Raw genomic sequence first — 1,052 nt, forward strand, 5'->3', positions numbered from 1 at the left:
GGCCACCAGGTTGCGGATCTGGATTTCTACATCCTTTACGCCGCGCTGCGGCACGCGGTGATCATGTTCCGAGTCCAAAGCCGCGCAGTGGCTTTCGGTCAGGCCGAATTCCCCGACAACCCGGACGAGATGATCCTACACCACAAGACACTCGAAGCCATGCTCGACGGCACCTATTGGGAATCGCTCGCTACGGCCCCGGTCGCACCAGGAGAAGCACGATGACACTGTCCCCGCTCGACGACTACCCCGTACATCAGATCGCCGAGACCATCCGCCGCGTGGGCACCTCGGATCGAAACTTCTACGACCGCTACTACTTCAACTGTCATGCCGGCGTCGACGGCGACAGCGAGCCGCTGTTTCTCATCATCGGTCTCGGTCAGTACCCCAATCTTGGTGTGTGCGACGGCTTTGCGGTTCTTCGGCGCGGCGACGATCATATCGTCTTCCGGGCATCCCGCGCCTTGGGTGACGATCGTATGGACCTGTCAGTAGGCCCGTTGAGGATCGAGATCATCGAGGGTCTGCACCGTCTGCGGGTGGTGTTGGACCCGAGTCCCGAAGCGCCGGACTTGAACTTCGACCTCACCTTCGAGTCCGACGGCCCCGCCAATCTCGAGGCAAGGCATTTCCACCGTCAGCTGGAACGAGTCACCTTCGACACGCAACGATTTGTGCAGACCGGAACATGGTCCGGATCCCTGACCGTCGACGGTGACGTCATCCCGGTCACCCCGGAGGCGTGGCGGGGTAATCGCGATCGATCCTGGGGTGTTCGACCGGTCGGCGAGGCGGAACCTCCTGGACGCAAGGCGGATCCGTCGATCGCCGGCAGTCAGAACTTCTTCTGGATCTACTCGATCATGCAATTCGGTGACTTCACGGTCGTCACGGTCGTTCAAGAAGATCAGCAGGGACGCCGCATTTTGGAGGATGCGACGCGCGTCTGGGCGGACCGCTCGCGGGAGTCGGAGTGGTTGGGTCGACCGGACCACCAGCTCACCTTCATTTCCGGTACCCGCGAGGTGAAGAGCGGAACTCTGTACTTC

Annotated in this window: 1 protein-coding gene and 1 pseudogene; both read left to right on the plus strand. The window is 61.4% G+C overall.

The genetic code is table 11. From position 1 onward, the window contains the following. Positions 1-225, plus strand: a pseudogene (locus ACH4F2_RS36340) (hypothetical protein); the annotation flags it as partial. Beyond that, the coding region (locus ACH4F2_RS36345; protein WP_398136846.1) for a hypothetical protein at positions 222-1,052 on the plus strand (831 nt) is incomplete at its 3' end. The pseudogene ACH4F2_RS36340 and the gene ACH4F2_RS36345, both read left to right, overlap by 4 nt.

Source organism: Streptomyces sp. NPDC017890 (assembly GCF_044328675.1).
Classification (GTDB): Bacteria; Actinomycetota; Actinomycetes; order Streptomycetales; family Streptomycetaceae; genus Streptomyces.